The organism is Microbacterium sp. NPDC077644, assembly GCF_040702785.1.
In the GTDB taxonomy this organism is placed as follows: domain Bacteria; phylum Actinomycetota; class Actinomycetes; order Actinomycetales; family Microbacteriaceae; genus Microbacterium.
In genome coordinates this window covers 552,902-578,741 of sequence record NZ_JBFBME010000001.1, presented here as the reverse complement: position 1 = coordinate 578,741, position 25,840 = coordinate 552,902, and the positions used below count along the sequence as shown (strand labels likewise).

Annotated in this window: 20 protein-coding genes; 7 read left to right on the top strand and 13 right to left on the bottom strand. The window is 68.3% G+C overall.

Annotated elements, in window-relative coordinates; all coding sequences use genetic code 11:
* The first annotated feature begins 10 nt into the window (after positions 1-10).
* Entirely contained in the window at positions 11-973 is a 963-nt protein-coding gene (locus AB0269_RS02740; RefSeq protein ID WP_366209627.1) for a glycosyltransferase, read from the top strand.
* 1 nt (position 974) lies between these two features.
* Positions 975-1,583, top strand: coding sequence for a hypothetical protein (locus tag AB0269_RS02735; RefSeq protein ID WP_366209626.1), 609 nt, complete (start codon positions 975-977; stop codon positions 1,581-1,583).
* 7 nt (positions 1,584-1,590) lie between these two features.
* Here AB0269_RS02735 and AB0269_RS02730 read toward each other — a convergent pair whose 3' ends face one another.
* From AB0269_RS02730 to glf, 4 genes are all read right to left on the bottom strand, one after another.
* Entirely contained in the window at positions 1,591-2,754 is a 1,164-nt protein-coding gene (locus AB0269_RS02730) for a hypothetical protein (protein WP_366209625.1), read from the bottom strand.
* 621 nt (positions 2,755-3,375) lie between these two features.
* Complete coding sequence (locus AB0269_RS02725; RefSeq protein ID WP_366209624.1) at positions 3,376-4,110, bottom strand: ABC transporter ATP-binding protein; 735 nt, start codon at positions 4,108-4,110, stop codon at positions 3,376-3,378.
* A complete protein-coding gene (locus AB0269_RS02720) occupies positions 4,110-4,898 on the bottom strand; it encodes an ABC transporter permease (protein WP_366209623.1) in 789 nt (262 codons plus the stop codon). The genes AB0269_RS02725 and AB0269_RS02720 overlap by 1 nt, the downstream gene beginning before the upstream one ends.
* 6 nt (positions 4,899-4,904) lie before the next feature.
* Positions 4,905-6,056, bottom strand: coding sequence for a UDP-galactopyranose mutase (gene glf / locus AB0269_RS02715; protein ID WP_366209622.1), 1,152 nt, complete (start codon positions 6,054-6,056; stop codon positions 4,905-4,907).
* A 222-nt stretch (positions 6,057-6,278) separates the two neighbouring features.
* Between glf and AB0269_RS02710 the strand changes: the two genes are divergently transcribed.
* Together AB0269_RS02710 and AB0269_RS02705 are read left to right on the top strand one after the other, a co-directional pair.
* The gene (locus tag AB0269_RS02710) at positions 6,279-8,858 is read left to right on the top strand and encodes a polysaccharide pyruvyl transferase family protein (RefSeq protein ID WP_366209621.1); all 2,580 of its coding nucleotides are present in this window, start codon (positions 6,279-6,281) and stop codon (positions 8,856-8,858) included.
* Positions 8,859-8,864: 6 nt separating this feature from the next.
* Entirely contained in the window at positions 8,865-10,739 is a 1,875-nt protein-coding gene (locus AB0269_RS02705) for a hypothetical protein (RefSeq protein WP_366209620.1), read from the top strand.
* A 13-nt stretch (positions 10,740-10,752) separates the two neighbouring features.
* Here AB0269_RS02705 and AB0269_RS02700 read toward each other — a convergent pair whose 3' ends face one another.
* From AB0269_RS02700 to AB0269_RS02690, 3 genes are all read right to left on the bottom strand, one after another.
* The gene (locus AB0269_RS02700) at positions 10,753-12,768 is read right to left on the bottom strand and encodes a DUF6541 family protein (protein WP_366209619.1); all 2,016 of its coding nucleotides are present in this window, start codon (positions 12,766-12,768) and stop codon (positions 10,753-10,755) included.
* 28 nt (positions 12,769-12,796) lie between these two features.
* A complete protein-coding gene (locus AB0269_RS02695) occupies positions 12,797-15,166 on the bottom strand; it encodes a hypothetical protein (RefSeq protein ID WP_366209618.1) in 2,370 nt (789 codons plus the stop codon).
* Positions 15,167-15,277: 111 nt separating this feature from the next.
* A complete protein-coding gene (locus AB0269_RS02690; protein ID WP_366209617.1) occupies positions 15,278-16,351 on the bottom strand; it encodes a glycosyltransferase in 1,074 nt (357 codons plus the stop codon).
* Between the two features lie 67 nt (positions 16,352-16,418).
* Between AB0269_RS02690 and AB0269_RS02685 the strand changes: the two genes are divergently transcribed.
* Positions 16,419-18,134 (top strand): DUF4012 domain-containing protein, encoded by a 1,716-nt coding sequence (locus AB0269_RS02685; protein ID WP_366209616.1) that lies wholly within the window; start codon positions 16,419-16,421, stop codon positions 18,132-18,134.
* A gap of 7 nt (positions 18,135-18,141) precedes the next feature.
* Here the strand turns inward: AB0269_RS02685 and AB0269_RS02680 are convergent, their stop codons facing one another.
* The 6 genes from AB0269_RS02680 to AB0269_RS02655 all read right to left on the bottom strand — a co-directional run bounded on the left by AB0269_RS02680 (position 18,142) and on the right by AB0269_RS02655 (position 24,139).
* The gene (locus AB0269_RS02680; protein WP_366209615.1) at positions 18,142-19,590 is read right to left on the bottom strand and encodes an LCP family protein; all 1,449 of its coding nucleotides are present in this window, start codon (positions 19,588-19,590) and stop codon (positions 18,142-18,144) included.
* Positions 19,587-20,054, bottom strand: a complete 468-nt coding sequence (gene purE / locus AB0269_RS02675) for a 5-(carboxyamino)imidazole ribonucleotide mutase (protein ID WP_366210489.1) — start codon at positions 20,052-20,054, stop codon at positions 19,587-19,589. Before purE ends, AB0269_RS02680 begins: the two co-directional genes overlap by 4 nt.
* Before the next feature lie 121 nt (positions 20,055-20,175).
* Positions 20,176-21,333, bottom strand: coding sequence for a 5-(carboxyamino)imidazole ribonucleotide synthase (locus tag AB0269_RS02670; RefSeq protein WP_366209613.1), 1,158 nt, complete (start codon positions 21,331-21,333; stop codon positions 20,176-20,178).
* 88 nt (positions 21,334-21,421) lie between these two features.
* On the bottom strand, positions 21,422-21,976 hold the full coding sequence (locus AB0269_RS02665) for a PH domain-containing protein (RefSeq protein WP_366209612.1): 555 nt from the start codon (positions 21,974-21,976) through the stop codon (positions 21,422-21,424).
* Positions 21,977-22,053: 77 nt separating this feature from the next.
* The gene (locus tag AB0269_RS02660) at positions 22,054-22,818 is read right to left on the bottom strand and encodes a biotin--[acetyl-CoA-carboxylase] ligase (RefSeq protein WP_366209611.1); all 765 of its coding nucleotides are present in this window, start codon (positions 22,816-22,818) and stop codon (positions 22,054-22,056) included.
* Positions 22,819-22,864: 46 nt separating this feature from the next.
* The gene (locus AB0269_RS02655) at positions 22,865-24,139 is read right to left on the bottom strand and encodes a CDP-glycerol glycerophosphotransferase family protein (RefSeq protein WP_366209610.1); all 1,275 of its coding nucleotides are present in this window, start codon (positions 24,137-24,139) and stop codon (positions 22,865-22,867) included.
* A 97-nt stretch (positions 24,140-24,236) separates the two neighbouring features.
* On the opposite strand from AB0269_RS02655, the gene AB0269_RS02650 reads away from it, so the two are divergent.
* Both AB0269_RS02650 and AB0269_RS02645 read left to right on the top strand, forming a co-directional pair.
* Complete coding sequence (locus AB0269_RS02650) at positions 24,237-25,262, top strand: glycosyltransferase family 2 protein (RefSeq protein WP_366210488.1); 1,026 nt, start codon at positions 24,237-24,239, stop codon at positions 25,260-25,262.
* 210 nt (positions 25,263-25,472) lie between these two features.
* Positions 25,473-25,838, top strand: coding sequence for a GIY-YIG nuclease family protein (locus tag AB0269_RS02645; protein WP_366209609.1), 366 nt, complete (start codon positions 25,473-25,475; stop codon positions 25,836-25,838).
* Positions 25,839-25,840: the final 2 nt, after the last annotated feature.

Sequence of the window (25,840 nt, the reverse complement as noted above, 5' to 3'; positions counted from 1 at the left end):
GCTTGCCTGTGTGACACAGCCCCCTCATCCGTTCGACCCGGCTTCTGCGACGATCGTCATCGTCACGTACAACCGCTCCCACCTCCTGTCGGGGCTTCTGACCAGCATCACGACCATGGACCCGAAGCCCGGCCGCGTCGTCATCATCGACAACGCCTCCGCCGACGACACCACCGAGGTCGTGGAGTCGTTCCGCGACGGCATCGGCACGGAGATCGTCTATCGGAAGCTCGAGACGAACACCGGCGGTTCCGGCGGGTTCAGCGAGGGGATGCGCACGGCGTACGAGCTCGGCAGCGAGTGGATCTGGATGATGGACGACGACGTCGAGGTTCTCCCCGACGGCCTGGCCAAGATGGGCAGGTGGGCGCCGCGCTTCAAGAGCATTCAGGGACGCCGCTACGACTACGACGGCAGCGAGTTCTACTGGCAGTACCGCATCGCCGAGCGCATGGGGATCCCGATCCCCTTCGCCCCTGCCGGTTTCGACGAGACCGGCTACAAGGAGATGAACAGCGGATGCTTCGAGGGCATGTTCATCCACCGCTCGATCGTGACTCAGATCGGGCTCCCCGATCCGCGCTTCTTCATCTACTGGGATGACCAGATGTACGGCTGGCTGGCATCGCGCCTGACCACCGCCGTGATCGTCGACGAGTTCGTGCTCCGCCGCACACGCGAGATCAAGCAGTGGGACATGGGCATCCGCCACATGAACGCATCCAGCAATGCGTACCGCTACTACATCATGCGCAACCGCGGCTTCATCAAGAACTACTACCGCGCGCACGGCGTCTACAATCCCGTGCTGTTCGGACTCGGCACTACCGCCACGTTCTTCAAGGAGCTCATCCGGCTCGTGTTCGTCGAGCGGACCGTGCGCGGCACGAGCAACCTGTTCCGCGGCATCCGAGACGGCGGCAAGGCCGGGCGCGACCGCGACTGGCGTCCCATGCCGGCACTGGAGAGCTGAGATGACCGAGTCCGAACGGCCGGAGTACGTCTGGGCGTACCCGGAGCAGAAGCCCTCGCGCCGCAAGTTGTGGCTGATCATCGGGCTGTCGGCGGCCGCCGTCGCGATCGCCGTCGCCGTGCTCTTTCTCTTCGTCCTGCCGAGCATCGGGCGTGAACCGGAACCGACCGCATCGCCGACGGCATCCCCGTCGCCGTCGGAGACGCCGACGCCCTCTCCGACTCCCACGCCGACCTCGTCGCCGAAACCCACGGCGACGCCCCGTCCCACCACGACGGCCACGCCGCCGCCGGCGCCGGAGCCCGACACCGCCTCCTTCCGCGCGGAGGTGCAGCCGCGGCTCGACGACGCCGTGCGCGGCCTCGACCTCGTGACCCAGAACATGGATCTGGGAGCGCAGATCGTCGACTCGCTCCAGAACGACGCCGCCGCTCTGTCGGACACTCCGGCTCCGTCGTCGCTGGCCGGAGAGTGGAGCGAAGCCGTATCGCGCTACGGGGCGCGCCTGGATGACCTTCGCGCGACATACGACGAGGGCACGGGCACGGCCGCCTCGCTCGACGCGGCCAAGGCTGCTCTGCGAGACCTCCGCGCCGTGGTCGGGCTGTAGGTCGGTCTCAGTCGTCCACGCGTGCGTACATCGCCACAGCGAGCGCACGCTTCGTCGCCGCGTGCTCACGAGCGCGGGCCGGAAAGTCCGGATCGGCAGCCGGCGCGGCCTGCTCACCGGCGCGGATCGCGTTCCACCCCGTGCCCAGGTCCAGGAGCGACGAATGCGTGCGGTCGTCGGCGCCGTCCGCATCGATGATGACGGTTCCCATCGCCCCCGCCGCCGCCGCGAGCAGATGCGCATGGAAGCGGGTGGTGAGCCACCGCTGGCCGGCGCGGGCGGGCAGACCGTCGAACCAGATGTTCCCGAACGAGTAGAACCGCGCCTCCGGCGCCGTGTCCGCGATGTACCGGGCATCGTCCGGGGGCGTGGCCTCCACGAACGCCGCAACCTCGTGGGGCGTGTCGCCGAAGAACGACTCGATCGAGCGGATGGCGTCGCCGTCGGTCCAGGTCCGCGCGTCTCCCTGCACCAGCACGACGTGCTCCGGCGCCGTGCTCTCGTCGTAGACTCGTCGTCCCACGGCCAGTGCGAGGAACGCGTCGTCGAGGCCGAGCTCGCCGCCGACCGCCTCCGCCGTGACGCGGTCCCGAGCCTCGACGACGTCGAAGACGTCGAGTTCGCCCGTCACCCAGGTCGACAGCTCGCGGTCCATGGGCGGCAGGCACAGGCCGGTGACGGATGCGGGGATCCCGAAAGCGCGCTGCAGCTCGGCGACGGCCGAGATGATGCCGAGGCTCTCGACACCCGCAGCCGCGAAGAGGCCTCCTCCGAGGATGTGCACGTTCGCGACGCCCCGCAGCGCCAACAGCCCGGGATCGATCCGCGGCGTTCCGAGGTCGCGGACGAAGCGCGCGACCCGCTCGGCATCGGCGATCGGGTCCGCCGGCGAGGGACAGGATGCGGCCAGCTCCCACAGCGTGCTCGTGACGTGGAGCCCGGGATGCGTTCTCCGGAACAGGTGCGAGGCGCGTCCCGGATAGGGGCAGTCCAGCCATACCTCGGCCTCGGGGCGCAGCTCGGTGAGCACATCGAGCCACGCGCGCGTGATCAGTTCATCGCCGAAACTCGGGTGCCCGGCGGCGGAGACGAGGTAGATGACGGCGGGCGGCGGCTGTTCGCCGTCGGCCCTCCGGAAGCGTGCGGGTACCAGTTGACGCAGAGGTCGCAATTGATCCTGCCATTCCGTGAGCCGAGGAGGACGCTATCGGGTTTCTATGCGTCCGTCTCAACCCTAGCGGTCGGGGTCAGGCGTTGTCGGCGTTGAACATGGCGGATCCTGCCCCATGAGGTCGCACCGCCGTATCGATGTGCCGAGCCTCGAATGTGACGCCTCCCATGCCTTCATCTGCGATGAAGGTCACATCGATGTCACCGGGAGGCACCGTGGCCGCGATCGCACGAGCAGCATCCTGCGTGTGCGCATCGACAGAGAGCTCAGGGCGGAGCAGTTCGATCGCACTGTGGGCGCGATTCGGCCCGAAGCCTGCGACCGGATACCCGCATCGCCCAGGGCCGTCACCAGCGCGATCGAGTACTCATGGATCTCTGCGTACGAGTAGGCGATCTGCACGAATATGAGATCCCTGCTGGATCTGAGAGGTCTGCGCGGAACTGACGCTCGTCGGTGCTGCGATCAGTGCCGCGAGCGCCACCAACGCGACAGCCATGCGTGCCGTACACGCCATTGCGACCTCCCGAGGCCTTCGTCGATGCTATCGCTCAGCGGGAACAGCCGGAAAATACCTGACGCAACGGATCAGCGTCGATTGCGTTTACGTGCCGCAGTCGCTCACGAATTGTCGGCGTTGTACGCCTTCAGCACCTCATCGAGACTGTCGTCCATCACCAGGCGGTGGTCGCGGATGTAGAGCCCCCGCGTGCAGAAGCGCCTCAGGTCCCGTTCGTTGTGGCTCACGAAGAACAGCGTGCGTCCGGCTGCGAGCATCTCCGAGATGCGCCGGTAGCACTTCTCGCGGAACGTTTTGTCGCCCACGGCCAGGACCTCGTCGACGATGAGGATCGGCTCGTCCAGCTGCGAGACGACGGAGAACGCGAGGCGCACCTTCATGCCATTCGAGAGGTGCTTGTACGGGGTGTCCTGGAAGTCCTCGAGCTCGGCGAACTCGATGATGCCGTCGTAGCGGCTCGCCACCTCGGCCTTGCTCATGCCGTGGAGTCCCCCGGTGAGGCGGACGTTCTCGCGGACGGTGAGATCGCCGACGAACCCGCCGGTGATCTCGATCAGCGGAGCGACCCCGCCGTGCACCTCGACGGTTCCCTCGTCGGCGAGGAGCACGCCGGCCACCAGCTTGAGCAGCGTGGACTTGCCCTGACCGTTCCGACCGACGACGCCGATCGACTCCCCCGGCTTCACGTTGAAGGAGATGTCGCGCAGCGCCCAGAACTCCCCCTTCGGGGTGCGCCGCGAGGCACTGGCGAACATCGACTTGATGGACTGCCGGCCGCGCCGGTTCCGTCGGAACCGGACGCCGAGTCCGGAGACCTCGATCGCGTACTCCCCCATCACAGCTCCTTCAGGACGTCGCGCTCGAGACCGCGGAAGACGAAGATGCCGACGATGAGGAGACCGATGCTCCACACCACACTCGCGACCACGGACGCCGTGTTCCACTGCTCGGCGAAGAACGCCGAGCGGTACATGGAGAAGATGCCGTCCAGCGGATTCGCAAGCGGCAACCAGCCGAAGCCCGCCGGCAGATCGGTCGCGCTGTAGATGATCGGCGTGGCGTAGAACAGCGCACGGAGCACGAGCTTCGTCGTGCGCTCGAGGTCCTCTAAGAGCACGCACAGCGGGGCGAGGATGAGCCCGAGCCCCGTCAGCAGAATCGCCTGCACGATGATCGCGACGGGGAACCACAGGACGCCCCACGTCACCTCGGCGCCGCTGAAGACCACGAACACGACGAGCACGGGCAGGGCGAACAGGAACTCGATCCCCTTGGACAGCACGATGCGACCGATCCAGATCGTCCGTGGCATCGCTGTGGACCGGACGAGCTTCGCATCCCGCTGGAACGCTCGCGTGAAGTCGCTCACGCACGCGTTGAACCAGACCCACGGCAGGAGGGCCGCGATGAGGAACACGATGTACGGATCGGACCCGACACTGCGGTGGAAGATCTGCGTGAAGACAAACCAGTAAATCAGGCTCATCACGAGCGGATCGAGCACGCTCCACAGGTAGCCGAGCCAGCTCGTGGCGTATCGGACGCGCAGGTCGCGCGCTGAGAGGACCCACAGGGAGTGCAGGTTGCGCCGGGGCGATCCCGGTGCGCCGATTGCGGTGGACACGGATACTCAGCTGAGCTGGTTGTTCCACATCGACAATGCTGACCCGATGGCCATGTGCATGTCGAGGTACTGGTAGGTGCCCAGGCGGCCTCCGAAGTGGACCTGCTGCTCGCCCTTCTGCAGTTCGCGGTAGGCGAGGAGCCCGGCGCGGTCGTCGGTCGAGTTCACCGGGTAGTACGGCTCGTCGTCGCGGGTCGCGAACCGGGAGAACTCGCGCATGATGACGGTCTTGTCCGTCGGGTAGAGGTCCTTGCGCTCGGGGTGGAAGTGCTTGAACTCGTGGATGCGGGTGTAGGGGATGTCCGCATCGGGGTAGTTCATGACCGACGTGCCCTGGAAGTCCCCGACGTTCAGGACCTCCTGCTCGAAGTCGAGCGTCCGCCAGCTCAGCGCGCCCTCGGCGTAGTCGAAGTAGCGGTCGACCGGGCCGGTGTAGACGATGGGCAGCTGCCCGACGGTCGCCTTCTTGTTGAAGGGCTGCGACTCGTCGAAGAAGTCGACGTCCAGCCGCACCTCGATGTTGGGGTGATCGGCCATCCGCTCGATCCACGCCGTGTACCCGTCGGTGGGCAGGCCCTCCCACGTGTCGTTGAAGTACCGGTTGTCGTAGTTGTAGCGCACGGGGAGGCGGCTGATGATGTCGCCGGAGAGCTTCTCGGGCGAGGTCTGCCACTGCTTGGCGGTGTAGTGCGCGAAGAACGCCTCGAACAGGGGGCGCCCGACCAGGGCAATGCCCTTCTCCTCGAAGTTCTGCGCCGTCTTGACGTCGAACTCGCCGGCCTGCTCCTTGACGAGCGCGCGCGCCTCGTCCGGGGTGTGCGCGGCGTTGAAGAACTGATTGATGGTGTGCAGGTTCACCGGAAGGGCGTACACCTGGCCCTTGTGCGTCGAGTACACGCGGTGGACGTAGTTCGTGAAGGTCGTGAACCGGTTCACGTACTCCCAGACCGTCGGGTTCGAGGTGTGGAACAGGTGCGCACCGTAACGGTGGACCTCGATGCCGGTCTCGGGCTCGTTCTCGCTGTACGCGTTCCCGCCGATGTGGGTGCGGCGATCGATGACGGTTACCTTGCGCCCGTCGTTCGCCGCCCGCTCTGCGATTGTGAGTCCGAAGAAGCCGGAACCGACGACTAAGAGATCAGTGTCCATATCCACCATTCTGTCACCACTGTCCGCGCTTCCCTGTGCAAGCGGTGGAGGCGGCAGGGCATCGGGTGCGCACCGACGGCGCGACACACGGACGGCTCCGACCTGACGCAGAGCTCTCCCAGGCGGAGCTGGGATAAACTCTCTGGCGAGCTTCGAGCCCTGTGATCCGCCGTCGAGGCGGTGCCATCGGCTCGCCGGACGCCCCTCCCATTGCAGGTAAGGACAGATCAGATGACCGTTCCCAAGAAGACATACGATGTCGCCGTCCTCGGGTGGTGGTACGGGAAGAACTACGGCTCGATCATGACCTACTACGGACTCAACCGCGCCATCGACAGTCTCGGTCACTCCGTGCTGATGGTGCACGAGCCCCTCGGCTACAACGGCTACCGCGTGTCCTGGCCGGACGACATCCTGTCCATGGAGTTCGCCCGTCGCATCGGGTACGAGTACACCCAGCAGATGCACTACTCCGAGCTTCCGAAGCTGAACGACGTCGCACGCACGTTCGTGGTGGGCAGCGACCAGCTCTGGAACCCGCTGATCGGTCGCGTCAACAACGACCTGTTCCTCGACTTCGTCGACGAGAAGAACAGCCGGGTCGCGTACGGAACGTCGTTCGGCAACCGCGGAACCGACAAGTTCAAGCCGCCGTTCATCGCGAAGCACGCACCCAACCTCCAGGCGTTCAAAGCCATCTCCGTCCGCGAGGGCTACGCCATCGACACCGCGGCGAACCTGTTCGGCGCCAAGGCCTCGCTCGTCGTCGACCCCGTGTTCCTCATGCCGAAGGAGCACTACAGCGAGCTCGCCGACAAGGCCACCGTGTCGACGGATGGCGAGTACATGGCGGTGTTCTTCCTCGACCCCACCGACGAGAAGAAGGCGGTCGCGCAGGCGATCGCTGACAAGCTCGGGTACAAGAAGATCCTCGTCATCCCCAACCCCGACGACGGTCGCGACCACGTCGCGTCGATCTTCGCCGACGAGCCGCGCGCCGAGATCATGGCCGAGGATGCTCCGGAGAACTTCCTCCGCGGATATCGCGACGCGAGCTACGTCGTCACGGACAGCTTCCACGGAACCGCGTTCGCGGCCATCTTCGAGAAGCCCTTCTCATCGATCTACAACGCCAAGCGCGGTGCGGACCGCTTCAAGAATCTGCTCGCCTCCCTCGGCTTCGATGACACCCGCCGTGTCTTCGAGATCGACGACGAGCAGACGATCGCGCAGAACGACAACGTCACCCGTGAGATCGACTTCTCGAAGGCGCGGGAGTACATCGGCGCCGGCCGTGAGGCTTCGCTCGCGTGGCTGAAGTCCGCCCTGGACCCCGCCACCAAGGACTCTGCCGCCCTGCATCCGCGCCAGTCGTTCACGCTGAACAACCCGGAGTTCACCGCGGGAAGCGCCGGATGGCGCGTCTCCCGACGCTCCAAGAGCACGCGTCTGAAGGTGGCGCGCGGCAGCGCCGTGCTCGGCAATCTCGTATGGGCGGATCTGCCCCAGGCACTGAACCCGGGGTCCACGTACGAGCTGAAGATCGACTGGACTCCGCAGACCACGGCTCCGTCCGTCAACCTGCATCTGCGCAACCCCGAGACGGGAAAGTTCCGCGTCGTCGGGTCGATCGACATGTCGGACAAGGGTTCGCGCGGGCGCACCGACACCGTGTACTTCCAGGTCAAGGAACCCGGTCTCACCCAGTTCATGCTCGGGGCCGTACACTTCACCGGCCGCGGTGCCGGCGCCGAGGTCCGACGCATCGAGCTGACATCCATCCCTGCGGGCGCCGTGCCGGCCGCGGACGGCAAGGCTTCGGGCGGGGGCGCTCCCGCCGGAGGCTTCTCCGGCCAGGCCAAGGCGCTTCATCTGAAGGACCATGAGCGTCAGATGCGCTCGTTCTCGCACGCCCGGTCCGCTGAAGGCGTCTCCGGCGCTCGCGCACGCATGATCTTCCACGCGCACGCCATCGAGAAGGGACTCAGCCGCAGCGACTTCCGCGCCGGCTTCGGCAAGATCGCCGTGCCCGGCCTCGCCAAGGAGATGAACGCCTGGACCGCCGCGGGACGCGACACCGACGATCCCTTCGTCCAGAGCTCCGCCGCGGTGATGCAGACCTACTTCGCGCGCCACGACGAACTGAACGCCGATGTGGCTCACTACCGCAAGCTCTTCTCGGAGGCCTCGCAGGATCTCATCGACAACTGCACGCACCAGGAGGGCGGCGTGGTTCCGGCCGACCAGATCCGCGAGATCACGCGTGAGACCGACGACGACCGCACGTTCATCGATGTGATGTACGGACGACGGAGCGTGCGCGAGTTCACGAGTGCACGCGTCAGCGACGAGGACATCGATCGCGCCGTGCAGATCGCGATGCAGGCGCCTTCGGTCTGCAACCGCCAGGCAGCGCGGGTCCACCAGTTCGAGGACCCTCAGATCATCAAGTCCGTGCTGGACATCCAGGGCGGGTTCAGCGGCTACAAGATGCCTCCGCGGCTGCTGCTCGTGACCGCCGATCTGGACGCATTCCTCTTCGCTCCGGAGCGGAACCAGCCCTTCGTCGACGGCGGACTGTTCATGATGTCGCTCCTCCTCGGGCTGACCCAGGTCGGACTCGGATCCTGCTCGCTGAACACAGCCATGGGCACGGCGAAGGAGGAGTCGATCCGCAAGATCATCGACATCCCGGATCACGAGGTGTTCATCTCGTTCATCGCTGTCGGGCACTACGACGAGAAGGTCCTGGTGCCGCGTTCGAAGCGCACCAACATGGATCACGTCCTGCTGCGCCACCGCAAGGGCTGAGCCCGCGTGACGCAATCCGCACCGGATACGACGACGTCGGCGGCGTCGGACACGACGACGCTGCCCACGAACAGGAAGGTTCTCGATATGGAGACGGGCGAGCTCACCTCACCTGCGGGCCACCCCGTGCAGGGCGCGATCTGGCCCCAGGCCGGTATCTCGACCGAAGTGGCGGCGCATTTCGAACTGAGCGGTCCTGTCGGCGTCTCGCTCACCGAACGGGGCGCGGACTTCGGCCCTGGCGGCACGCTCTCGACGAGCACCTATTACAACCTGTTCAATCTCGGGAAGTGGCGCAAGAACAGCGGAGAACTGCCTCTTGAGCTCCAGTTGTCCGGACGGGGTCGCTTCGTCCTGTCGATCCACATCGCCGGACCGCACAAGTACTCGCGCCAGGTCTTCAGCGAGACCATCACCCTCGACGGCGACTTCCGCCAGGCGTTCGTCCCCGGTGACGAGGCTCTTGCGCGCGCCGTGCTGTACTTCGAGCTCACGGCGCTCGAGCACGCCCGTCTCGACGATTTCGCCTGGGGCACCACCGCGGCTCCCCGACGGACGCCCGAGCTGATGCTCTCGGTGACGACGTTCCGGCGCGAAGCCGAGGTCGAGGTCACGGCCGAGCGCTTCCGCCGCTACCGGGCGGCCTCGGAGGTCGGCGAACACATCCGGATGCTGATCGTCGACAACGGGCAGACGGTGACGGTCGAGGACGGCGGTGGTGTCACCGTCATCCCGAACGAGAACCTCGGCGGCGCCGGCGGCTTCACGCGAGGTCTGCTCGCCGCCAGGGAGTCGGGCGCGACGCACTGCCTCTTCATGGACGACGACGCCTCCATCCAGATGGAGGCGCTCACCCGGGTCTGGTGGTTCCTCGCCTACGCCATCGACTCGCGCACCGCCGTCGCCGGCGGCATGATCAACGCGGCACAGCGCTGGCAGGTCTGGGAGAACGGCGCGGAGTTCGATCTCGTCTGCAAGCCGCAGTACGCCGGTCTCGACCTCCGCAAGCGCAAGCGCGTGTTCCGGATGGAGTTCGAGACCACGGCCGACCCCTCCCCCGATCTGTACGGCGGATGGTGGTTCTTCGCCTTCCCCGTCGAGCACGCCGAGCACCTTCCGTTCCCGTTCTTCGTCCGCGGCGACGACGTGAGCTTCTCCCTCGTCAACGACTTCACGATCGTGCGGCTCCCCGGCGTGTCGTCGATCCAGGAGAGCTTCACGGACAAGGCGTCTCCGCTCACCTGGTACCTGGACTTCCGCAGCCACCTCGCCCATCACCTGAGCGGGTCGGCGCGCGAGCGCGACTGGCGCGGCATCCAGAGCCTGATCCGGAGCTTCTACCTGCGCAACGTCCTCCGTTTCCACTACGACACCCTCTCGGCCGTCAATCTGGCGCTCGAGGACGTCATGCGCGGTCCGGAGTTCTTCGACGAGAACGCCGACATGGCTCAGCGCCGCGCCGACCTCAAGGCCCTCACCACCACCGAGGCCTGGCATCCGCTGGATCGCCCCGCTCGCCAGCGGCTCGGACGCTTCCCCCGCCCGTTGCGCGCCCTGTGGCTCGCGACGCTCAACGGTCATCTCCTGCCCCTCGGCGATCGCCGTGGAACCAGGCTCACGCTGACCGCTCCCTATCGGGACGACTACCGCAAGACCTACGGTGCTGCGGAAATCACGTATCTGAACGCCGACGGCACGGCTGCGTACGTCGTCCGACGCGACATGCGCCGATTCCGCGAGGAGACCGTGCGCCTCGTCAAGAACAACCTGCGTCTGCTCCGGCTCTACCCGAAGCTGCAGAAGCAGTGGCGCGAGGGGTACCGCGATCTGACGTCCGACCAGTACTGGAACACGAAGCTGCGCCTCGACGACGCCGCGTAGTGACGTCCGACGCTCAATCGAGCGGTCCGCACTGGTCGATCCGGTAGAGGATCGATTCGCCGTCGGTCGCGACCGGCTCGAACACGCCCGCGTCCACGGCGTCGTGCGGCCCCGGGAAGTGATTGCCTGCCGGGTCGCCGCCGCCGAAGGCGTGCGGGTTGTACAGCACGTAGCGCACGCGCAGCGCGTCGAGGGCCTCGCACACCTCCGGGTCGGTGTCGATGAGCTCCAGGTTCCATGCCAGGACTCTGCGGTTCCGATCCCACTGCCCGTTGACGTGCGGGAACACCGGCTCGCGGTGCGCGTAGAGCGCGGTCAGCGCCGATCCGTCCCATGGATCTCCGAGCAGTCGCTGATCGTCGGGCACGATCGTCGGGACCACGTCGCGCATGAAGGCGATCTGCTTCGTCGAGACCACCTCGCGCTGCGCGTCCTGTGCAGGCTCGTGGAACACCACCGCGGTGGCCTCGCCCGTCCCGCTGACGGCGAGACCGATCGTCGAGGACAGCGCGACACCGGCGCTGATCGCTCCGGCGATCACCGCTCGTTCCCGGCCGCTTCGCCGAGCGGCGATCCATCGGCTGACGGTGAGGATGCCCAGCGTCGCCAACGGCACCGCGAGGACCGGAAGCGCTGCCGCGAGCCGATACCCGTCCTTGTACCAGATGCCGGTCAGCAGCTTGGTCAGATCGTCGTCCGACCCCGCCGCCAGGATGTAGAGCACGCCGACGAGCGCATATGAGATCACCATCCATCGCAGTTCCCTCCGTCGGAGGGCGACGATGACGCCGATGATGACAGCGGCCGCGGCCAGCGGCAGGACCGCCGTGATGATCCCGCGCACCCCGGTCCGCGACGACAGCGCGATCAGCTGCCAGACCCCGTCCTCGATGCTCTGCGTCGCCCTCGCCTGCGGGCCGTTGAGGCGCTCGGACAGCGGCTCATCGAACAGGCCGAGTCCGAAGACCGCCACCGCGATCCCGGCCGCGGCGACGAGCACGACGCCGGCTCCACCGCCCCAGAGCATCCGTCGCGCCCGAACGGCGACCAGACCGCCCGCCGCCCGCGCCTCGCGATACGCAGCCACCAGCCGCCAGCCGAGGTAGGGAACGAGGATGACGACGAGCGTCGGCAGCACGCGGGGCTGAGCGAAGCCGAGGGCGCCTCCGACAAGGATGACCGCGAGGGCTGCCAGGCCCCATCGACGAAGCGCTCCCCCGGCCCGCCCGAGCGGGACGACCGCGCGCACCGCGAGGATGCCGAGGCCGACTGCCGCCGGCAGGAGCGCATGCGCGATCGCGGTCGGATACACCGTTCCCCATGTCAGGAGCGCATAGGGGAACCAGCCGAACGAGACGCCGAGCGGGAACGCGATCAGAGCGGCGACGCGCGCGGGGATCAGGATCTGCGTGAGCCATGCGATGCCGGGGAGCCAGATGACCGCGACCACCGCGATCCAGACCGCGTTGAAGGCCACCGGAACAGAGACGCCGGCGGTCTGCGCCGTCACGGCTGCGAACACGTGCCACGCCGAGGGGTAATAGGCGATGCCTCCGCCCTCGGTCTCGATGAGCGAACGCAGAGTCAGCGAGGATGCCGAGAAGCCGTCCAGGATCGCGGCGACGGCCGACAGATGGAAGACGCTGTCATAGGTCTGCGAGATGCGCTCGGGCGTCGGGACACGGTGGAACGTCGTGATGGCGAAGGCTGTCGCCGAGACCACCCACGAGGCGGCGATCCACCAGCCGTGGCCGGTGTCGTGCCGCTCCGTCCGTCGCACGACTCGACGCAGTGCGAGACAGATGCCCAGACCGATGAGGGAGACGAGGAGGATCTGCCAGAGGCTCAACGGCATCCCGAGAGCCCCGAAGACGATCGCCGCGATCCCCGCCGCGCAGACGCCGACCGGACCCGCGATCGCCGCGCGGCCGAGCACCCCCAGCCGCAACGGGGCCGTGATCAGGAGGCCCGGCCCGGCGATCACCGCACACGCGAGCAGGATCGTCGGGAGCGCCTCGAGCCACGTCATCCGGCAATTATCTCAGCGCGCCGGCGACTCACCGTTCGCGGACGTCGGAACGGGGCACCCAGCGCAGGCCGCTGCTCGTCTGCACCTGCAGCCACTTGCCCGACGACGAGATCCGGGTCGCCTGCACGACGGCGCCGACACCCAGGGACTGCGGCGCTGTTCCGGTCCCCCAATGCACTGCGGCGGTACCGCACTCGGCGAGCGGCGAGACGAGACCCTTGGTCGCCTTCAGGACGACGTACTGCTTGGACGCCTTCTTCATCCCGGCCGGATTCGGGCACACGGCGATCGCATCGCTGCGCACCCAGCGCTCGCCGGCCGAGGTCCGGATCTCCATCCAGTTGCCGGAGTAGGAGATACGCGTCGCCTGCAGCACCGTTCCGGTGCCGAGATCGGTGGGGCTCGTGCCCGCACCCCAGTGCTTCACCGCGGTGCCGCAGGTGGCGAGGGGCGATACGAGCGCCTGCGCGGGAACACGGACGACGTACTGCCGCGAGGCCGTGCGGGTGTCGGCCGGGTCGGCGCACACCGCGACGGCATCGCTCGCGACCCATCGCGCACCGGCGCCCGTACGGATCTCGATCCACTTGCCAGAGTAGGAGACACGCGTCGCCTGCACGACAGTGCCGGTGCCGATGTCCCTGGCGGCGGTGCCGCACTTCGCAAGGGGCTTGAGCCAGGCCAGCGTGTCCTTGCGGATCACGTACTGGTCGGTCTTCGCAGATGTGCCGGCCGGATCGACGCACGCCGCGTCGATGTCAGCCTGAGCGGCCGACGCGAGAGCGCTGCGGTCGACCCAGCGCAGACCCGCCTGAGTCTGGACCTCCAACCACTTCTCGGAGTATGAGAGTCGCGTCGCCTGGAGAACGGTTCCGGCGGTCAACTGCTCGCTCTTGCCGCAGGATGCCAAAGGCGACACCCACCCCGGAGTGGTCGACGTGACGACGTACTGCTGGGATGCCTTCGTCGTGCCGGCGGGCTCGGCGCACGCCCCGTCGACGTCGGCGGGTGCTGCCGTCCCGACTGCACTGCGCGCCACCCAGCGCGGTCCCGCCTGAGTCTGCACCTCCAGCCAGTTGCCCGTGCTCGACACGCGCGTCGCCTGCAGGACGGTTCCTGCGCTCAAGGTGCTCGAACGCAGATCGCAGGCCGCCCACGGCGCGAGCTTCGCGGCCGTCGCGGTCCGCACGACGTAGGAACCGTTGGCGGCGGAGGTACCGGGGGGCACCGTGCAGGCGGCTTCCTTCGTGTCCGCGTAACGGAGATACTCGCGCGCGACCCATCGCGGGCCCTCCAGAGTGAGGACCTCGATCCAGTCGCCGTCGATGGTCACACGCCGCGCCTGGAGGATCGTCCCCTCGGACAGGACGAAGGTGCCGTCCTGGCAGCCCGTGTTCGGTGCCTTGCGCGCGTTCAGACCGGTCGTCACGACATACTGACGGGAGGCGCTTCCCACGTTGCCGGGGACGTCGCACACGTCTGCCGAGCCGGTGGAGCCGAACCAGTCGGTGAAGTAGTTGTAGAAGTTGCGGTTGCCGTAGCTCGAGCAGCCGTCGCCCGTCCCGTATCCCGCCCGCATCGCTGCCGCATTCGGCTGGTATGGGGTGTAGTAGTAGAGCGCCTCGGTCGCCTTGTTGGCGATGTAGACGGATCCGCTGCCGCAGGCCGCGTTCGGGTGGTACTGGACACGCCAGGTCTGGCCGGCCTTGTACCACTGGAAGTACTTGCCCTCCATGTAGATCTGCATCTGGCGAGCGGCGCCGTAGACCTGGGCGAAGAAACCGGCGAAGGCGGTGTCGCACGGTGCCGTGTCAGGACATGCCTGTCCCATCGCCTTGTTGTACCGCCAGTTGCTCGGCCAGATGTGGGTGACCAGGCCCTGCTCCTTCTGGAGCATGACGATCAGGACCTGCGGGTTGATGTTGCACGCCTGCGCGACCTTGTAGAGGATGCGCGCCGCGGACTCGCTGGCAGCTCCGGCGTACGCCGAGCAGTACGCGTCAGCCGCCTTCGACTGGGTCGGGACCTTCAGATCCTTCAGGCAGACATAGGGCAGACCGTCCTCGTCCTTGCCGACGACGCACTTCGACACCTTCGAGTTGAGGAAGGACTGGATCTGCGTGGCCGACATGGTGTTCTTGCTGGTGAAGACGGCATCGCTGATGATGTTGCCGGCTTTGAAACCGGAGAGATACGTCTTGGCCCTGGTGGTCTGCGCGAGGTCGCCTGTCGCGCGTCCGGAAGTCGTCGTCGAGGCCGCAATCGATGCCGACGTCGATGCCGTCGCGGCCTGGATCGGCGTCACGGTGCCGATCGCGACCGCGAGAACAGCGACGAAGACGGCGACGAACCGAGGCAACCGGAGCGCGTTTCGGGGACGCGCGACACGACGAGACATGTGACTAGTGTGACGGAAGTTGCGCAATGATGCCACTGGGATCGATCAAACCGCATATGAAATCGGCGTGTCGCGGGGATTATCAGCGATCACGCAGACTCCCGCCGGGCCTCACAGATCCGCGTGCAGGTGCCATACGCGTTCGGCAGAACTCGCCCACGAGAACGCCTTGGCCCTGTCCCCAGCGAGGACGCGCAGGCGCCGCTCCCCGGATCCGACCGCGTCCGCGAGCGCGTCGACCAGGTCGCCGGCCGGCACCAGCGCACCGCCCTCGGCGATGACGTCCCGGTGGGTCCCGCTGTCCGCCGCGACGATGGGCACGCCGAGCGCCAATGCCTCCATGGCGCGCCACGGCCAGGTCGTCCGTGTGCTCGCCGCGACGAATGCCGCAGCCGCCCCCAGGACGGCCGCCCGATCCTCCGAAGGGAGGACCCCGCGAATGTGCGCGCGTCGCTCGGGCAGTCCGGCTGCCGACGCGGCCTCGGCCAACCGGGGTTCTGCGCCGTCCGGGGCATCCAGCACGACGACGTCGACGTCGGCCGACGCCGCGGCGCGGAAGGCGTCCTCGAGTTCGTCGACGAGGCCGGAGAGGACGACGTAGCGCGACGGCAATGACAGCTCGACCCGGCGATCAGCGGCATCCTCGGGAACGACGAACCCCGTCGGCGGAGCGCCGGCGATGACCCGGACCCGATCGCCGAGCTTGGCGAACTCCGCGATCCGCTCCGCCATGGCGTGCGTGGGAACCACGACGGCGTCCGCGTGCTTGGCAGCTCTGCGCAGCATCCCCCGCTGCCAGGCGACGGCGGACTTCGACAGTGTCTGCGGCGACTCCCACGCGCTCAGATCCCACACCGTCACGGCGGTCTGGTCCTGGTCGTGCACGCGATCGTGCTTGACAAGCGGCGCCATGAGCGACGGCGCGTGGATGAGGCCTCCGCCCACGCCCGGCGCGATTCCGAGCTGCCAGGATGCGGCGAGCTCACGTCGCCCGAGACCGAGCGTGCGGACCTCAGCGATGCCGTCCAGGTCGACGGATGCTCCACTCGGAACGATCGCCTCGACCGTGCAGTCCGTCGGCGCCGTCTCGACGAGCCCTCTGGCGAGGTCTCGTGCGGCTCCCGCCTGATCGGCGTCGACGACGCTCGCGATCTGGTCGAGCACGACCCGCAGAACTGCACCCATGAGCACAGCGTATCCGCGCAGAAGACGAATCGACGTGGTGCGCGCCGCGACGTGATTGAATGCAGTCATGAGCGACGGGCGGCAGCCGGCACGACGACGTCGGGTGGGATGGATCATCGGTCTTCTCGCCGCCGTCCTGCTGGTCGCGATCGGCTGGGTCGTCGTGCGCGGCGCGGGAGCGCTGAGCGAGCTGCAGAACCTCCGCAACTCGGTCGCCCAGCTGCAGAGCGCCGTTGCAGACAGGTCCTCCGAGCGGGTCGAGCGCATCGCACCACGCATCGAGCAGCACGCCGCCCTCGCCCGCGAACTCACCTCCGATCCGGTCTGGCGGGGCTTCGAGCTCCTGCCCTGGGTCGGCGGGAACCTCACCGCCGTGCGCGAGGTCGCCGAGATCGCCGACGACACCGCGGCCGCGGCGCTCGACCCGATCGTCGGGATCGCGCCGGACGCGGAGCTGGCGACGCTGGGGCTCTCCGGCGGCCGGATCGACCTCGCGAAGCTGCGCGGACTCGCCGAACCGCTCTCCTCATCGGCCGCCGCGCTGAGTTCCGCCGACACCCGGGCACGACAGATCGACGTCGACGTCTCGATCGGACCGATCGCGGACGCCGTGACCGGGGCACGCGGCCTCATCCGCACGGCGGCTGCGACCGTCGGGGGCCTGCACGGCGCATCCGTCCTGCTTCCGTCGATGCTCGGCGGCGACGGGCCCCGGAACTATCTCATCGCCGTGCAGGACAACTCCGAGATCCGCTCACAAGGAGGCGCGATCGCCGCGTTCGTCGTCGTGCGCGTGGACGACGGCGCGGTACGCATCGGCCGCACCGTCCGCGCGAGCGACCTGCCGCCGCTCAAGAAGCCGCTGCCGCTGGACGATGCCGTTCTCGCACTGTACGGTGATGGACCGGCGCGCGTCGCGAACGAGGCGACGTCCGCACCCGATTTCGCCACGGCAGGCGAGCTCCTCGTGCAGTACTGGAAGCAGCGGTTCGACGCGTCCGTCGCCGGCGTGATCGCCGTCGACATCGAGACCATGCGGTACGTGCTCGCGCCGACGGACGGCATCTCCTTCGGCGGGTTCGCTGCGGCGTCCGGGTCGATCGCGTCCACTCTCGCGGTCGATGTTCCCTCGACCGTCTCCGATCCCGCCGAGCGTCAGACGCTGTTCGCCGAAGCCGCGCGGACGACACTCGACGCGCTCCTGTCCTCGCCCGAACCGGACGAAGTCATGGCCGCGTTCGCCGCCGCGGCGACAGCTGATCGCATCCGTGTCTGGAGCGCCGCACCCGACGAGCAGGAGTTCCTCGAGAAGACCTCTCTCGCCGGGGCGCTTCCGACCGACGGCGACGGCGAGGTCGCCGTCGGCGTCCTGCTCGACGATCGCACCCATGCGCCCCTCGGCCCCTATGTCGACACGACGATCAGCACGGCGATCGGCATGTGCGCCGGCGCGCCGACGACGCAGGTCAGCGTGACGTGGACGAACGCGGTTCCGGACGAGGTGGCGGCTGCAGCCACCGCGCCCGCCGACGGCGCTCCCGGCGACGTGCGCACGCTGATCGCCATCTACGGTCCGCAGGGAGCATCCGCGGGCGACGAATCGACGACGGCTCTGGCGGACCGCCCTGTCGTCCAGCACGACGTCACCGTCGCGCCCGGTGAGTCGAGGACCGTGACCGCGACCTTCACCGGCCCCGGCGCAGGGCACGAACCGACGCGCGTACACCACACGCCGATGCTCGAGGACCCTGAGATCGTGCACGTCGACCTCGACTGCGGGTGATGCCGGTCTACGGCGTCGGCGTCGGCGTCTCCGTCGGCGGGTGCAGGGTCTCGTGCGCGAGCTCGCGGATGTGCGCGTAGTCGGGCTCGAACTCGTCGACGCCGTTGTCCGGGGTCAGCTCGATCGTCGTGACCGGATGCTCCTTCGCCTTCATCATCAGGTCGAAGAATTCGCTGAGCTTGTCCTTGGGGAGGTCGGTGTCGACGAGGACGGTGCCCGCAGCGGCGATCTCGTTGAACCGCGTCAGCACGTTCTGCGGCGTGAACTGCTCGAGCATCGCGATCTGCAGCTCGCGCTGTCGCTGCATGCGATCCCAGTCGCTGGTCGTGTACCGCGAGCGGGCGTACCACTGCGCGGTGTCGCCGTCCATGTGCTGCTGGCCGACCTCGATCCACCCGCTGGCCCAGTCCTCGGCGGGCTGTCCGTCGTACGCCGGCCCACCGCCCTTGGGGAGCCGCTCGGTGACGTTGATGTCGACGCCGCCGAGTGCGTCGATCATGTCGGCGAAGCCGTGCATGTCGATGAAGACGTAGTACGGGATCTCGATGCCGAGGATCCCCTCTGCGGCATCCTTCGTAGCCTCGATACCGGGGGCGGAGCCGTGGTTCGCGGCATCCGGGTACAGGCTCGCGCCCTCGTCCTCGCGGCACACCTCGGCGGCGTAGCGCACGTGGTTCATCCAGCCGTTCCAGCCGCAGGTCGCCGAGGACTGCCCCTGGAAGCCCTCCGGATACAGCTGCTGCATCGGGCTGCCGTCGCTGAACGGCGCGTGCGGCAGCTCGCGCGGGATGCCGAAGAGCGTCACGGCTCCCGTCTCGGCGTTGATGGATGCCACCGAGATGCTGTCGAAGCGCATGGAGTCGCGCCCGTCTCCGCTGTCGGCGCCGAGGAGAAGGATGTTGTAGTACCCGTCACTGGGGTCGACGCTCGGACCGCTGCTGCCGAAGATGTCGTCGATCGCTCCGCGACTGGCTCCGGCCACGGATGCACCGTATCCGGCACCCGCGCTGAGGAGGCCCACGACGAGAAGGGCCACGACAGGTATCGCGATGCGCGAGGTCTGCGGCACCTTGACCAGACGTACCAGCCGCAGAGTGTCGAGCGTCAGCACGATCCACAGGACGGCGTAGCCGACCAGGATCACCTGGACGGCCGTCAGGAAGAACCAGTTCGACAGCACCGGGATCAACGCGGAGCGCAGGAACAGCCCCCCGACCACGGCGCTGATCACGAGGACCCAGCCGATCAGCGTCGCACCGAGCCCGAATCGCCCGAGCTTCCGATTTCGGCCGGCGAGGATCTGCGCAGATCCGGGCACCAGCACGTTCATCGCCACCAGCCACCAGCCGCGGCGGCCCATGAACGATTCGTCGGAGACGTCGGGGTTGCGCAGCGGTCGCGGCTCGATCAGGCGCCGTCCCGTGCCCGGCGTTGCACGTGGTGCGGCAAGCGTCACAGGGAGCCCTTCAACCGCTCGTTCTTCTCCGTCACCTGGCTCTCGAGTTCGCGCGCGAACTCCTCCAGGCGATCCGCGATCGCGGCGTCCGATGCGCCGAGGATGCGCGCGGCGAGCAGTCCCGCATTGCGCGCACCGCCGATCGAGACCGTGGCGACCGGGATGCCGGCGGGCATCTGCACGATCGAGAGCAGCGAGTCCATGCCGTCGAGGTAGGCCAGAGGAACCGGCACGCCGATCACCGGGAGCGGCGTCATCGACGCCAGCATGCCCGGCAGGTGCGCGGCTCCCCCGGCCCCGGCGATGATCACGCGGATGCCGCGGGCGCGCGCCTCGCGCGCGTAGGACATGAGCTTGTCCGGCGTCCGGTGCGCCGACACCACCTCGACCTCGTGCGGGATGCCGAAGTCGGTGAGCGCCTGGGAGGCGTCGCTCATCACGCGCCAGTCGGAGTCGGAACCCATCACGACGCCGACGACGGGCACGCTGGAGGAATGCAGTGGCTCAGTCACTCCCCCAGGCTACTTTCCGCTCCCCGGAGTTCTGCTGAACGGCACGAGCTTTGACCCCGTGTTCTCAGAGGATTCAGTCGAAGTGGGCGGCGACCGCGCGCGCCGTGTAGACGATGTCGTCGAGGTCGTCGCCGGACACGTTGATGTGTCCGACCTTGCGGCCGGGGCGCGCGTCCTTGCCGTAGGTGTGGATCTTCGCGTCCGGATGCTCGGACATCGCCGCATCGAACCGGCTCTCGAAGGTGCCGTCGACAGGACCGCCGAGGATGTTCACCATGGTCGCCCAGGCCGCGCTCGGCGACGCATCTCCCAGCGGAAGATCCGCGACCGCGCGCAGGTGCTGCTCGAACTGACCCGTCACCGCACCGTCCTGGCTCCAGTGACCGCTGTTGTGCGGTCGCATCGCCAGCTCGTTGACGAGGATCCGCTCGTCATCCGTCTCGAACAGCTCGACGGCCAGCATCCCCGTGACGCCGAGGCCCTCGGCGATCCGGCGTCCGACGCCTTCGGCCACTTGGACGAGGCGCTCCCCCGCGCCCGGAGCGGGCGCGAACACCTCGGCGCACACGCCGTCGCGCTGCACTGTCTCCACGACCGGGTAGGCGACCATCTGCCCGCTCGGCCTGCGCGCGATCTGCTGGGCGAGCTCGCGGCGGAACGCGACGAGTTCTTCGACGAGGAGCGCTTCCCCGCCCGCCCGCTCGAACCAGTCCGCCGCCTCAGCCGCCGCACCGACCACGCGCACGCCCTTGCCGTCATACCCGCCGCGCGGGGTCTTCACCACACCGCGCCCGCCGTGGTCGTCGAGGAACGCCTGCAGCTCGGAGGCGTCGGTCACCCGCGCCCAGTCCGGCTGCGGCACGCCGAGCTCCGCGAGGCGCTCGCGCATCTCCAGCTTGTCCTGCGCGAAGCGGAGCGCATCGGGCCCCGGGTGCACGGCGACGCCCTCCGACACGAGAGCGCGCAGCACCTCCTGCGGGACGTGCTCGTGGTCGAACGTGATGACGTCGACGTCCTGCGCGAAGGACCGCACCGTGTCCAGGTCGCGGTAGTCGCCCACCGCGGTCGCGGCCAGCTGCGCGGACATGCCCTCCGCCTCGGCGAGGACACGCAGATCGATCCCGAGCTCCACCGCCGGGGCGATCATCATCCTCGCCAGCTGACCGCCGCCGATCACGCCGATGCGCAACACCATGTGGTTCTCCGTTCGTCGAGTCCTATTGTCTCGCACGGCGGAGGACGTTTCGACTCGCCTACGGCTCGCGGGGCGCGTTTCGTCTCCGGCTTCGCCTGCGCTCAACGACCCGCAGGAAGGCGCGTCAGGTCACCGGGTCGGTGTCGCCCATGGACTGGGCGTCGCGGTGCGCGAGGATCTGGTTGACCTCGATCTGGTCGGCCAGCGCCTCATGCACAAGAGTGACGTTCGGGATGTTCACCAGGCTCAGCGGCGCATCCAGGCCGTTCGAGAGCGTGATCGTCCCGGCCCCCCACATCCGCTGCCCGATGCCGCGGCGCACCCCGATCGAGTAGCCGCGCACGTGCGACATCTCGCGCCGCTGCCGAGCGCCCAGCCCATGCCGGACGATCACGCGCCGCGTCGTGACGGTGTACGTGCGCGAGAGCCACACGAGGAACGGGATGACGACCCCGAGCAGCACGAGCAGGCCCGCAGCTGCGAGCAGCATCCAGTTCTGGAAGCCGTCCGGCAGGTTGTCGAAGAAGAAGGCCGTGGCCCCGCACACGGCGATCAGCAGCAGCGCCGACCAGAACAGCCCGCGCGCCCCGCCGCGGAAGCGCGCGATGAGCAGCTCCTCGGCAGGTGCCCCTGGCGGCGGCATCATCGGCCGGCCGCCGAGCGTCACGGGTTGGGTCATGGCTCCATTGTGCCCGTCGCCACGGACAACGCCCGCTGTGTGACGGCGTGTCCGCCCTCGCCCGGCGGCCCGGCCGGTCAGGCGAGTCGGGCGTGGACGACGTCACCCGCGGCGATGAGGTGCTCCGCACCGTCGACCTCGACGACCAGCCGCCCGTCGCCCGCGAGCCGGATCGCGGTCCCGTGCAGCGCGCCGCCGCCGGGCAGTGACACGTCGACGTCACGGCCGAGCGTGGCGCAGCGCGCGGACACCGCGTCGTGCACGCCGCTGCGGTCGGCGTCGCCCCATGTCGCCAGCGCCTCCAGCAGGCCGCTCAGCCGCCGGAGGTAGTCCGAGACCAACCGGTCATGGTCTGCCACGGCCCCGAGCGCCGCGAACGAGGTCGCCGTCGGCACCGGGAGCTGCGCCGCGGTCATCGCGGTGTTCACACCCGCTCCCAGTACGATCGCGGATCCGGTGGACTCCGCGAGGATGCCGCAGATCTTGCGCCCGTCCACGAGCACGTCATTGGGCCATTTGACGCCGACCTCGTGACCGGCCAGCTGCACCGTCACGGCATCCGCCATCGCGAGCCCCGCGACCAACGGGATCCACCCGGTCGCCTCCGGGTGGCTGGGCAGCCGGCGCAGGAGGACGGACACGGCGAGCGCGGTGCCCGCCGGCGCGTCCCAGGAACGGTCGAGGCGTCCCCGCCCGGCCGTCTGATCGTCGGTGACGATGACCGACAGGTGGGGCCAGGCGTCGGCATCCGCCGAGAGCACGCGGAGCGCGGCGTTCGTCGACGCCGACTCGGCGAGGAACTCGAACCGGGATGCCGCTGCCGTCGCCTGGGGGAAGTCCATGCCGCCAGTCTACGAACCGGCAGCGGGCAGCGTCAGGGGCTGCGCGTCAGAGTTCGTCTTCCTTGTCCTCTTCGTCGTCATCGTCCTCGTCGGGGCTGATCGCGCCGATCTCGCGGTTGCGCCACTCGTCCCACAGGCCCATCAGATGCTCGACGGCCGCGTGGAACTTCGCCGTCGCGACGCCGGGCGTGGTGTCGCCGAAGTAGTGCTGCACCCAGATGCGCAGCTTCGCGACGGCATCCTCATCGGCGCGGACGCGATCGACCTCCGCGACGATTCCCGCTGCGCCATCTGCCGTCAGCCACTCGCAGTCCGAGAGGTATCCGCCGACGTCGATCGATGCGCGCTCGTCGACGGGGCGCGTGATCATCAGCGGCTTGCCCGCGGCGAGTCGGTCGTAGACCATCGCCGAGATGTCGACGATCGCGACGTCCGCCGCCACGAGCTGCCAGCCGAGCTCCGGGCCGTCGTCGTGGACGTGGTACGCAGTGGCGTCGACGGCGTTCGCCTCGGCGATCGCGGCGAGGATGCGCCGGTGCGCTGCGCCGTACTCCGCATCAAGCACGCCGCTGCGCGGGTGCGGCCGGTAGATGACGCGATGCCGACCGGTGGCGAGGAGCCCGGCGATGAGGGTCTCGCCGTGCGTGGCGATCGAGCCGTAGTGGGCGCTCGGACGATCACCCTCCCAGGTCGGCGCGTAGAGCACGACCGTCCGGTCGTCGGGCGTGTAGGGCAGCGAACCGGAGTAGTGATCGGCCTGGGGCCGCCCGATCTCGAGCGTCCTGGCGTCCACGTCGTAGTCCCACAGCGTGCGGCTGAGGCGATCCCGTGCCGCCTGACCGGCCACGAACGCGTAGTCGTACGCCTTGTACTGGTTCGTGGTCATGTACATCTTGTCGGACTCGCCGTGGTTGATGAACACGTGCCAGCGCCGGCCGTAGCGGAACATCTGGAAGTTGCGGGTGTTCTGGTTCACGTACAGCACGATGCGGATGTCCTGCCTCGCGATGAACCGCTCGAGGTCGCGCACCGTGGGGACGAAGGCGACCGGCGGCGCGTCCTCGTCGAGGAGCTTCTCGGCGCCCCCCGCATTGCGGGCGAGGACCACGACTGGCCAGAGCTTCTGCAGCTCGGCGAGCGGGCGGTACCACTGGCGCATCTGGTACATGTTCACGGCGCCGTCGGCGAAGTAGACGGCGACCTTGTAGTGGTTCTCGGGGTGCACCTGCAGGCGCCGGCGAACGCGCTGGACCGCCTTGCGGGAGCGCAGCGCCTTGCGCAGCAGCCGATAGGCCTTCTTCACATCGCTGACACCGCTCACCTCTCAAGAGTACGCATGGCGCCTGCGCGCTCCATGACATGATCGACGGGTGGAAGAGCACGATTCGACAACACCTGCAGCCGGGGTGTCGTTCATCATGCCGGTGCTCAACGAGCGGAAGTACCTCGAGCATGCGGTGGCCTCCGTGCTCGATCAGGAGCTCAGCGGTCCCAGCGAACTCGTGCTCGCCCTCGGTCCGTCGACGGACGGCACGACGGAGCTCGCGCAGCGGCTTGCGGAAGGCGACGACCGCATCCGCCTGGTCGACAATCCCGCTGCGCATATCCCCGTCGGTCTGAACGCCGCGATCAGGGCGAGCAGGTACCCGACGATCGTTCGTGTCGACGCGCATTCCGAACTCGCCCCCGGCTACGCCCAGCGCGCGCTCGCGACGCTCGAGCGCACCGGTGCGGCCAACGTGGGCGGCGTCATGAGCGCCGACGGCCGCACGCCGTTCCAGAAGGCCGTCGCCCGTGCCTACAACTCCCCCGTCGGACTCGGCGGCGGCGCGTACCACGGCACCTCCCGCGAAGGCGAGGCCGAGTCCGCGTATCTCGGCGTCATGCGTCGATCCGTCCTCGACGAGGTCGGGCTGTTCGACGAGTCGGTGCGCCGCGGCGAGGACTGGGAGCTCAATCTCCGCATCCGCCGCGCGGGCCACCGGGTGTGGCTCGACCCGAAGCTCTCGGTGACCTACTGGCCGCGCGAGAGCTGGTGGCGGCTGGCCAGGCAGTTCCGCGCGACCGGTGCGTGGCGCGGCGAGCTGGTGCGCCGTTACGGCCGCCGCAACGGGCTACGGTTCTTCGCACCGCCCGCGCTCGTGCTGAACACGGCGCTCGCGCTGGTCGTGGGCATCCTGCAGCTCACCGGGGTCCTCGCGGGACTCGCGTCGATCCTGGCATCCGTCGTGTACCTGCCCCTGGTCGCGTACATCCTCCTCGTCGCCGTCATGGCGCTGAAGCCGGGCGGCGGACGCACGTTCCGCGAACGGCTCTGGACCCTCGCGGTGCTGCCGACCATGCACCTGTCGTGGGGCTTCGGGTTCATCGCCGGCGTGCTGCGCGGTGCGCGCGACACGGTGGATGCTTCGCGCCTGGGCACGCGGAACACCCCGCTGCCGTAGCGAGGGTTCCCGGCTGGCTGAACCGGGAGCGAACCCTGAGCCTGTCGAAGGGTGAGCGGACCCACCGGACGCTTCGCCGCGCTCAGCGACCGGCTCCGCGCCCAGCGATCCCTGAGCCTGTCGAAGGGTGAGCGCCCGGCAGCCCGCCGGATTGTCCACAGATACCTGTCGAAGGCATCCGTGCGATGGCGTCCCCGGCACACTGAGGGCATGCCGTGGATGTACATCGTGAAGTGCGCGGATGGCACCTATTACGCCGGGAGCACTGCGTTCTCCGACGTCGTCGCGCGTGTCCGGGAGCACAACCACCTGGACGAGAAGGCAGCGAAGTACACCCGCAAGCAACGCCCCGTTCGTCTGGTCTACGCCGAGGAATTCGAACGCGTTGATGAGGCCTATCACCGGGAAAAGCAGGTGCAGGGCTGGTCTCGTCGGAAGAAGGAGGCATTGATGGCGGAGCGGGGAGAGGATCTTCCGGCTCTCTCTCGGAGCAGACAGCGCCCGGCCCGCCGGACGCTTCGACAGGCTCAGCGACCGGCTCCGCGCCCAGCGATCCCTGAGCCTGTCGAAGGGTGAGC